Genomic DNA, 9,762 nt, shown 5'->3' on the forward strand with positions numbered 1-9,762 from the left:
CCGAACACGCAGTGACATCAGTGCTTTGTATTAGCTGTTAAGACATCCAGTACTTAAAGCCCAGACATAAAAAAGCCGCCTGGCAGGGCGGCTTGGTACAACTTTATTTCGAGGTCAATAATGATCAATAACGCCCCCGTCGTCAATCCTTCCGGATATGTCGCGACACTCTCCGACGCCCCTGAAAAGGGTTCTCGACACCTCGCTAAAAATCAATCCGCCGCAATGAAGGCCGCCCTCATGATCGGCGGACAGTATTCGCATGCATCCAAGTCTCAATTCCGCCGTGAATGCCTCGATTACTTGAAGGCGTCCCTGGCACCTGCCCAGGATGTTCCCGCATGAGTACCATCATCATGAGCCTGTGCTGGCCGTTGCAAGGCATGAGTGGCCCGCAAAAAGCAGTCCTAATCTCGCTGGCTGACAATGCGAACGACGAGGGTGTTTGCTGGCCTTCCGTAGCTCGTATCTCTGAGCGTACTTGCCTTGCTGAAAGGACTGTTCAGGCCGCCATAAAGTGGCTCGGCCAGGTAGGTCTTTTGTCTGTCCGGGAACGGATGGGGCGTTCGACGATTTACACACTGACCCCCGCATCTTATGCACCCCCGCAAGCGGCGCACCCCGCGCCAGATGCACCACCACCCCCGCAGCTCACGACGCAAACCCCCGCAGCAGCCGCACCCAGAACCGTAATAGAACCATCAAGTGAACCATCACCTCTTGTTGGAGCTGAGCAACCAACGAAAATTTCGAAGTCGAAATGCCCAACCCAGGCAATCGTCGATTTGTTCAACGCAACGATCCCGGAATTTCCTAGGGTCATGTTGTTGACCAAGGATCGAATTGCCAAGGTCAACGCGCGTTGGAACGAAAGCGATGTTCATCAGGATCTCAGTTTCTGGGCCGAGTACTTCGCCCTGGTGCGCTCCAGCGAGTTTCTGATGGGCAAGGTTTCAGCCTCTGGTGGTAGTCCTTTTCGCTGCAACTTCGATTGGCTGATTGCCCCGAGCAACTTCGTGAAGGTCGTGGAGGGTAATTACAATGCGTGATCCCTACAGTCTGGAAGCCGAACACGGCGTGCTGGGGGCCATGCTCTTGCGCCCTGAGTTGATCGACATACTCGCTGCCGACTTGGCGCCTGAGGACTTTTACTACGAGGACAATGCTGAACTGTATCGAGGGATTTTGGCCTTGCACGGTGACGGCCATCCCGTCGATATCGTGACAGTCGGTGTATACGTGGGGGATCTGTCTGGAGGAGCGAATTCGTTTGCTTACGCGGCAGAAATTGCCCGCAATACACCGAGTGTTGCGAACGCCGCTTCCTACGCCGGAACGGTTCGTGAGCGTAGCCTGGATAGGTCGATCATCGAGCTGAGCGTGCGGATCAACGACATCGCCTACGGTGACCAGCCAGCGGCTGACAAGGTTGCAGCGGTACAGGCTGAGTCCCACGCCATTGACAGCCAATCGGCTACATCCGAAGTGGTCAAGGCTGAGGACTTTCTCAACGACTACATTGAGGTGCTGCAGGCCCGGGCTGATCGTGGTGACGAAATTGACGGCTTGTCCACGGGCATTCCTGATTTGGACGAGAAGCTGCAAGGGCTCAAGCCTGGCCAACTGATCGTCATTGCCGGCCGTCCGGCCATGGGCAAAACCACGCTCGCGATGAACATCGCGTCTCACGCGGCTATCCGTGATGGCAAAAGCGTGATGGCGTTCAGTCTGGAAATGGACAACACGGGCTTGATGGATCGCTTCATGGCGTCCGAAGGGCGAGTGCCGTTACAGCTGATCAAAAATGGCAAAGCCCCTAACACTCACGGCGCCGAGCTGATGAGTGCCGCCGGCAAGCTCAAGAAGTCGAATCTGTACCTGTCGGATCGCGCGTCGATGTCAATGAATCGACTGCGTTCGGCGGCTCGCCGCCATAAGCGTCGGTACGGCCTGGACCTCATTGTCATCGACTACTTGCAATTGGTGGAGTCCGACTCGCGCACGTCCAGTCGTGAGCAGGAAGTCAGCCATATGACACGCACCGCGAAGCTCATGGCCCGCGAACTGGGCGTTCCGGTGATTCTGCTCAGCCAGCTCTCCCGTAAATGCGAAGAGCGGCCCAACAAGCGCCCGCTGTGTTCTGACCTGCGCGAATCCGGCGCCATCGAGCAGGACGCGGACATCATCTTGTTCGTGTACCGCGACGAGGTCTACCACGAACACTCCGAAGCCAAAGGCATTGCCGAAATCATTATCGGCAAGGGCCGTGACATTGCCGGCGGCACCGTGCGTGCCGCCTTCCTCGGTCAGTACAGCCGATTCGAACAGCTCGCGGCTGGTTGGGTTGAGCCGAGCAAACCCGAAAAGGTCAGCAGCATGCGCGACCGCTACAAATCAAAGGAAAAAATCTGATGGCTGATTCCCGCCTTGCCGTTCCCAAACCTGCCCTCTACCGCTATGCGGTGTATTGCTGCTCTTCCAAGATCGACCTGGGAAGTGCGCCGGATCATGCACTGGCGCTCTTTTTCGATCAGGCCATGGCAGTTCGATACGGCGGCCAGATGTGGCCGTCGACGTTTGAGGTTATCGACCTACTTAATCCGGAAGAGGGCGCGTTTTGAGCACGCAAATCCAAACCCTCACGGTGAAGCTGTCGGACGCTGAGATTGCCCGCAATGCCAAGCTTGAGCATGTGCGCGACCTGCGGGACGCCAGTCACCCGGCCCTGCATTTTCGTTTCGCGAAGAACCGCACGCGCGGCTCTTGGTACTTGCTAAACAACCGCCAATGGCACCGCATCGGCGCCTTTCCTGACCTGAACACAAAACAAGTCATCGCGGCCTTGCCGGCGGTGCGACTGCGCGTAGCCGCCGATGGTGCCGCCAGCGTTTCGGGGTGGGTGATGGTGGGGGAACTGCTCGACTGGTTCGGTGAGCGCATGGCCAAGTCGCGCGCGTTGTCCGATAAACGCCGGAAAGCGATCAAGTCCGCGATCAGTTGCCAGCTCAAGCCGCGTCTGGATGATTTGCCGCTCGCTGACGTGAGCGCCCAGACCTTGGACAAGTTGCTGATGTGGCCAGCCCAGGAGGAGCTGTCGCTGTCGTACGTTCAGCAGCTGTTTCGCCTGGTCGCCATGGCCTTCCGTCAGGCGCGCAAGTTGGACCTGATCCCTTTTAACCCTGCGGCCGAACTCAAGTTCAGCCACTTCACCACGGCGCGCATCCAGCCCAAGCCCGCCCGGCTGCGCGATGTGCAGGTGCCCGAGTTGGTGACGCTGCTGGCTGAGCGCTTTGACAGCGCGCCAGGTGACGCCATGCTGGCCTTGATGATGTTGTGCCACGGCACCCGGATCGGTGAAACCCGACAGGCGCGGTGGGCTGACATTGCGCTGCCTGAGCGCGAATGGTTCCTGCCCGCCGAACACACCAAGAGCAAGACCGAGCTACGCGTACCACTGACCGACCAAGTGTGTGCACTGCTGCGCCATTACCGCGAACGTCAAACCGCCCAGGGTTACGAAGGAGCCTTTCTGTTCCCGTCACGCCGTGGCAAGCCGCTGAGCGACAACCAAGCGAGCGCCGTATTCACCCGGTTAGGGCAGGGCGCCTGGACCAGTCACGACCTGCGCAAGGTGGCGCGCACTGCCTGGACCGACCTCGGCGTTGACGGCCACATCGGCGAGATGCTGCTGAACCATTCACTGGGCAAGATCGCCTCGACGTACATCAACACCCAGGCCACAGAGCAACGCCGCCTGGCGTTGGTGAAGTGGCACGACTGGTTAGACGCGCGCGGTTTCAAGGCGATTCACGCGCAGACAGGCGTTAGATATGAAGATTCGCAAAACCTCGTAGACGCCTTGAACGGCGGGGCCTGCGAGCCAGAACCACAATTTGTTAAGGGCGAGGTTTTAAAACGTGCAGAAACGACAGGGGCCTGGCTTTAAGCGGGAGCGGATCGAGCTTGAACCTTGCTCGATCTGCAAGGGTAGGGCGGTAGTGGCGGGGGGGGGTTATGAGCTGGTTTGCACGGATTGCAACGGCTCAGGTTGGGTTGTTCAGGGGACCAAGTTGGTGCTTTCTGTCGACGAGTTGGTCACCCAATTGAGTTTCAAATTGCAGCAGGTACAGCGCGAAGTCTTGGCGTTAAAGATTCCTCCAACACCGATAGGGCCACAGAGCCAATACGAGCAACCAAACCGCCTGGGAGCAGGCGGAACAAATTACACAGGGGATTGAGAGCATGATGATTCGTAAGCCGGCTGGCCGGCCCATGGGAGATACCGAATACTTGCTGGAACAGTGGGGCTGGTGGAGGATGGACGGGATGGGGGTGCCTGGCTACACCTCTCCGACTTTTGCTTTGATGCGGCAGGTTATGCCGCAAGCGTCGTCGTCGAAGAGCTATTGCATTACTGATGACTGGGCGATTCTAATCGATTCAGCGGTTTCTAAGCTGGCCCATAGAGATCAGCAGATGGGTGAAATTATTTGGCTTTACTTCGGTGCCAAATGGCCTATGGCGCGCGTGGGTAAGCATTATGGGATTAGCGAAGGTAAAACGAGAGAGTTGGCCAGGGCAGGCGCTGCTTGGATTGATTGTGCTATAAACTTTCTACGAGTTGCAGCATAATTTTCTCATGAGTAAAGGCCGCTGATCAGCTCGGCCTTTACTCAAGTAGTTGGTTTTTATACTTACAATGATATTGAGTTCAAATTCAGAGATAAAGCGCGGCTTATTCTTTTTTGTCTAACGCCCTTAGACTTTTTTTCTTCTTTTATTAATAGTTTGATAACCTCTTTCATCCAGTCTCTTTCACTTGCAAGTGTCGATGATAGCTGGTTAGATGAATATCTTTTCACAAGGCCTTTACTTATATGGATCCAGTTGTTCGCTGGTGAACCCATCCACTCTTGCACGAAGTCGCTAGGATCAATGCTTGACAGGATGTCGATATCGGAATACTCGCTAAATTCCCCATTTTTGTAGCTTATTTTTTCAGCAAATGCAATGCCGTCAGTTAATACTAATTTGAGAAGTAATTTGGCAACTGCGGGGTAGTGCTGTTTTGTGGCGCGGTCTTGAGTTTCTCGAATGTAATCACTTACTCTTTCGAAATGCTGCCTGTAGTCTTCCTCGACCCAATAACCGTATCCGTCGAAACTATCACGCATGATGTCTTCGAAAGAGCTATAGTGTAATTTGAATGGTTCTACCTTGTTTGATGAAAGGAGATCGTCCATATATTTTTTGCATTCAGCCTCGATTTGATCATAATTTCTAGGTAACAAGCCCATTTCTGAGAGTAAAAATCTAAGTGAAAACAGGTGCCGGATTTCTCCTGGGATTTCTATTTCTCTTGCGTCGAATTGTTGTATCAACTTTGCCGCTGCATCACTAGACTCAGCCTCGCTCAGTTCGTCGAACTTCATAAAAACCAACCAAGCAGGTAAATCCTCTGCCTTAGTGAAGTACAAACTTTGATCCAGCGATTCATGGATGCTTTTTTTCGAATAAATTCCCTTTGTAAGTAATTTTATAAGTGTTTCATCATTCAGTATCCGGTTTCCCAGATCAATATCTTTGTACTTCTCAGACGCAATGTATATAGGGGGCGGGGTTTCACTTGCACTTCTGCGTACTGACATTTTATGTTTGAAAATTGTATCTTCTCGATCTGTCAAGTCGGAATCATTTAGCCGGCCGGACCTAACTTCCAAGCTTAGTGCGAGGAAAAAACCACTAAGTTCTGTTATGGCTTTTTCGTTTTCTCTGTGTGTTGGGGATAATAGTTCTAGCAATCTAGTTAGATCGTCTAGGGAATGTTTAAGTATGCGGAGAGAATAAGTTTCAGACTGATTGAATATATCTAGAATCACTGATTTTATTTTTTTGATTGTTGCCGCTATATCTTTGTCCGTGATTTTGCTTGCGAATTCTTCAAAGGCTTCAGATGTTTGAGGGGTGATGGAAATTGTTTGGCCGAAGACTTTTTCTTTTATGTCTTTAAGTGTTTCTGTTATTTTTTTGTCGTGCGCAAGTACAATTACCCTGCATCCGTGATGTTCAATATATTTATTGAATACTCCTAAGAGGTCGTTAGTTTTTATTCTGCTTCGCTCTAGGTCGTCAAATACAATTATTTTGTCGTTTTTAACTTGCTCTCGTATAAAGGCGCTTGCCACGCCGGAGACGAGTCCTCCAATATTGATCGAACCTGCACCTGCGCCATTGCTAGAGGTGGCAATATTCTTGGCGGCCGATTGTAGTGGAAACATCTTTGCATAAACAGCGGAATAAATTTCCTCTGTGGTCTGTGTGCCAAATAAACTGATATAGTGAAATTCATCAGTTTTTAATATATTTCTTACTTGGTGCGTTTTTCCTGAGCCCCAGTCTCCTGTTACCAATACGCCATATCCTGGGCTTGCAAGTGTCTTGTAGTAGTCTAGGTATACCTTTAGATGAGAGTGCTTTTCTAGCTCATTGTCTAAAGCGGATTCATGATCATTCATTCGTCGACTTCCATGCTCTATATGGGGGTGCTTATCGTTACTTTAATCTACCTTTTATGAGTATAGGAAAAAACACTTTTCCGCGCGGAATAGATCTGTTTTGATAGCAGCGTGGATTGCTGTGAACGCAGCGAGACGCCTCCAAAACCCGGCCATTAGGCCGGTTTTTTTTGCTTCTCTTTACAAGCCCTGCCATTGAGCGGGGCTTTTTTGTTTTCGGCCCACGCCTGTCTCCTTGCCTAAAGCGGATGCCAGTGACGTGGAGGCCGACCTATTCGAGGACTTAAGATGAACTCCGAGCATCAGGCACTGACCGATGTGCCCCTGTGGTTGTTGGTTCTGCTGAGCCTCGCCGGTTTGTCTGGAGAAATGCTCCGCGCATCAGGGAGCGACCTGGGCCTTCGCCAAATCCTTCAGCGAGTAGCACTGCGCTTCCTCGCTTCTGGACTTTTGGGTATGGCCACCTTGCTGCTCGCCATGGCCCTTTGGAACAACCTCTACCTGGCCGCCGGCTTGGGCATCGTAATCGCCGTGATAGGCGCAGACGTTGCAGGAGGCCTCTACACACAATTCCTGGCGCGCAAGGCCGGCGTTAGCGACCCGGCTACAGGCCGTACAACTAACGGGCAGTAAATCGACAGAACAGGGGAGGGACGATGTTCAAGGTCGACATGTCGCTGGACGCTTTCCCTGTTTCTGCGGGCATGCGGGAGCTAGAGAAAAAGCACATCCCATTTGTGATGGCTCGCACCGCGACCTTACTGGCCCAGCGGGTCAAGAAGGGCACAATCACGGTGATGCAGAAACGCCTGGACCGGCCAACCCCGACCACGCTGAATAGCCTGTTCGTAAAGATGGCCACCAAGGCGCGAGCTGCGGAGGTCTACTTCAAAGACTCTTGGGCGTCGGGCATTCCTGCCGACACCTACCTACAGCAGGCGGTGAGTGGTGGTCTGCGGCCTCACAAGCGGTTCGAAAAATCGTTGATAGCGCGGGGCATCATGCGCAGCGGTCAATTCGCCGTACCCACTACGGCTTTTATGAATCAGTACGGCAACGTATCACGCGGCACGATGATGAGGATCCTGTCGGGCCTGGGTGCTGCTGAGTCCACGCGGGGATATCAGGCAAACGCCAGCGGCAGCGCCAGGAGTCGCCGCAAGGGCAACGCCCATCGGTTCTTCTCGGGTGATGTCGACGGCACGCAGGGTGTGTGGGAGCGCAAATCGATGGGCATGGGTGATGCAGTGCGGCCAGTGTTCATCTTTAGCGATTCAGCGCCCAAGTATCGAGCCATTTTCCCGTTCTTCAAGATCGGGCAGAACATTGTCAACGCGAACTATCAGGCTGACGCTGCCACCGCCTGGGCTGAAGCGATGGCTTCGGCTCGTTGATGGCTGTAGTCGATGGGAAGTCAGAGAAAGAGGTGAAAAAAGTAGCATTTTCTTCGATTTCATCCCCTTTTTCACTTGACACGTCGACCGACACGAAAAACCGAAGGTACTCCAGGACCCCCACCCCTCATGGGGGTAATTCGGGCCCCGCGTCTTCGCTATATATGACCCATTTTCAAAGGTTGGTTGTTGTGTAGTTATGGCTAATCAATCTATCACCCGTAAGCCTGAGTGGCTGAACAAGTCACGCATGGCTGACAGCCTCGGTATTACCACACAAGCCTTCGATAAATGGGGCGTCACGCCCATCGCCAAGATCGGGCGGGAGTCGTTTTACGACGTGCGTTCTGTGCTGGATAACCGTCTGGTTCACAAGGGCGAGAAACAACAACCGCTCGATGGTGACGGGCAACCCATTGATCCGCTGATTGAGTACAAACAAGCGCAGCAGAAATTACGGTTGACCACTGAGCAAGCCGACGCACAGGAAATGCGTAATCGGGTGAAGGCCAAAAAGCTGGTGCCGGTGGATTTTTGCTTGTTCGCCCTGGGCAAGTTGAGCGCAATGCTCGGCTCAACCCTGGACACCATTCACATCAAAGTGAAACGCAAGCACCCGGAAATCGAGGTGCGTCATATCGAGGCTATCCAACGTGAAATAGCCGTTACGCGGAACGAAGCGGTCAACCTGGCCGACACCTTGCCGGAGCTTCTAGATGAGTTCGTCGAAGCCCTGGATGAGGGCGCTGATTGATAGCGTCCGTAAGGGCCTGACAGGTCTCTACAAGGAACCGCCACTCACGGCGGTTGAGTGGGCCGATAAGCATTTTTACCTGTCGTCCGAATCGTCCTATCAAGAGGGGCGATGGACCACGGCGCCGTTTCAGGTCGCGATTCTCAACGCCATGGGCAATGACCTGATAGCTGTAGTCAACGTGCTGAAGTCTGCGCGGGTTGGCTATACCAAGATGCTGGTAGCCAACAAGGGCTACAAAATCCAGCACAAGAAACGCAACGTGTTGTCGTGGTGCCCGACGGACCCCGATGCCGACACCATGATGAAACGGCACATCGAAACGATGATTCGTGACGTTCCCCTGGTGCGCGCCTTGGCGCCCTGGTACGGCGTGAAGCACCGGGATAACACCCTGGACGAAAAGCGTTTTGATAACTCGAAAATGCTTTGGTGCCTGGGTGGCAAGGCCGCGCGTAACTACCGGGAGAAAAGCCCGGACGAAGTGATTTACGACGAGCTGTCGAAGTTCGACGCCGATATTGAAGGCGAAGGCTCCCCGACGATGCTGGGGGATAAGCGCCTTGAGGGTGCGACATTCCCTAAGTCAATTCGTGGATCAACGCCCGGGGTGATCGTTGCCGGCGGCGAGGATGACGAGTCAGTGGGGGAGGGCTGCCAAATCAGCCGCGCAGCCGATGAGTCGCCGCACTTCCTGCGGTTCAACATCAAGTGCCCGTGCTGCGGCACAGAGCAGCACCTGAAGTGGGGCGCCTTCGACAAGCCTTACGGTATGCGCTGGCGACTCGACGGCTACGGCCAGGTAGAAAAAGCCTGGTACTTGTGCGAGTCCGGCAACGGTTGCTCGTTTGAGTACCACGAAATGATTCAGGCGTCGGTTACTGGGCGCTACATCTGCGAGCGCCAAGGCATTTGGACTCGAGACGGCATGGAGTGGTTTTCGGCTGATGATCAGCCAATCACTACGCCGCGTTCCGTCACCTTTCACATCTGGACCGTGTATTCGGAGTTCGTCCCCTGGGCGTCGGTTGTCAGCGAGTGCCTGAAGGTCGGTAAAGTTCGGGGCAGGCTCTAGATGTACATTGACCCACACATGGCC

Annotated in this window: 10 protein-coding genes and 1 pseudogene; 10 read left to right on the forward strand and 1 reads right to left on the reverse strand. The window is 53.8% G+C overall.

Going from position 1 to position 9,762, the window contains the following annotated elements:
• Positions 1-120: 120 nt before the first annotated feature.
• From E0F99_RS18885 to E0F99_RS18915, 6 genes are all read left to right on the forward strand, one after another.
• Positions 121-345, forward strand: a complete 225-nt coding sequence (locus E0F99_RS18885) for a hypothetical protein (protein WP_130908866.1) — start codon at positions 121-123, stop codon at positions 343-345.
• Entirely contained in the window at positions 342-1,049 is a 708-nt protein-coding gene (locus E0F99_RS18890) for a helix-turn-helix domain-containing protein (RefSeq protein ID WP_083358861.1), read from the forward strand. Before E0F99_RS18885 ends, E0F99_RS18890 begins: the two co-directional genes overlap by 4 nt.
• Positions 1,042-2,412, forward strand: coding sequence for a replicative DNA helicase (gene dnaB / locus E0F99_RS18895; RefSeq protein WP_083358860.1), 1,371 nt, complete (start codon positions 1,042-1,044; stop codon positions 2,410-2,412). Before E0F99_RS18890 ends, dnaB begins: the two co-directional genes overlap by 8 nt.
• Complete coding sequence (locus tag E0F99_RS18900) at positions 2,412-2,621, forward strand: hypothetical protein (RefSeq protein ID WP_083358859.1); 210 nt, start codon at positions 2,412-2,414, stop codon at positions 2,619-2,621. Before dnaB ends, E0F99_RS18900 begins: the two co-directional genes overlap by 1 nt.
• The gene (locus E0F99_RS18905) at positions 2,618-3,946 is read left to right on the forward strand and encodes a tyrosine-type recombinase/integrase (protein WP_130908867.1); all 1,329 of its coding nucleotides are present in this window, start codon (positions 2,618-2,620) and stop codon (positions 3,944-3,946) included. The genes E0F99_RS18900 and E0F99_RS18905 overlap by 4 nt, the downstream gene beginning before the upstream one ends.
• Before the next feature lie 296 nt (positions 3,947-4,242).
• The gene (locus tag E0F99_RS18915; RefSeq protein ID WP_173667121.1) at positions 4,243-4,632 is read left to right on the forward strand and encodes an antiterminator Q family protein; all 390 of its coding nucleotides are present in this window, start codon (positions 4,243-4,245) and stop codon (positions 4,630-4,632) included.
• Positions 4,633-4,694: 62 nt separating this feature from the next.
• Here E0F99_RS18915 and E0F99_RS18920 read toward each other — a convergent pair whose 3' ends face one another.
• Positions 4,695-6,515, reverse strand: coding sequence for a P-loop NTPase family protein (locus E0F99_RS18920; RefSeq protein ID WP_083358856.1), 1,821 nt, complete (start codon positions 6,513-6,515; stop codon positions 4,695-4,697).
• Positions 6,516-6,803: 288 nt separating this feature from the next.
• Between E0F99_RS18920 and E0F99_RS18925 the strand changes: the two genes are divergently transcribed.
• The 4 genes and pseudogenes from E0F99_RS18925 to E0F99_RS18940 all read left to right on the forward strand — a co-directional run.
• Positions 6,804-7,148: a phage holin family protein gene (locus E0F99_RS18925; RefSeq protein ID WP_083358855.1), complete on the forward strand. Its 345-nt coding sequence runs from the start codon at positions 6,804-6,806 to the stop codon at positions 7,146-7,148.
• Positions 7,149-7,171: 23 nt separating this feature from the next.
• The gene (locus tag E0F99_RS18930; RefSeq protein ID WP_083358854.1) at positions 7,172-7,909 is read left to right on the forward strand and encodes a hypothetical protein; all 738 of its coding nucleotides are present in this window, start codon (positions 7,172-7,174) and stop codon (positions 7,907-7,909) included.
• A 199-nt stretch (positions 7,910-8,108) separates the two neighbouring features.
• Entirely contained in the window at positions 8,109-8,663 is a 555-nt protein-coding gene (locus tag E0F99_RS18935) for a terminase small subunit (RefSeq protein WP_083358853.1), read from the forward strand.
• Positions 8,626-9,735, forward strand: a pseudogene (locus tag E0F99_RS18940) (phage terminase large subunit family protein); the annotation flags it as partial. The gene E0F99_RS18935 and the pseudogene E0F99_RS18940, both read left to right, overlap by 38 nt.
• Positions 9,736-9,762 lie beyond the last annotated feature (27 nt).

The organism is Pseudomonas antarctica (genome assembly GCF_900624995.1).
Taxonomy (GTDB): Bacteria; Pseudomonadota; Gammaproteobacteria; order Pseudomonadales; family Pseudomonadaceae; genus Aquipseudomonas; species Aquipseudomonas antarctica.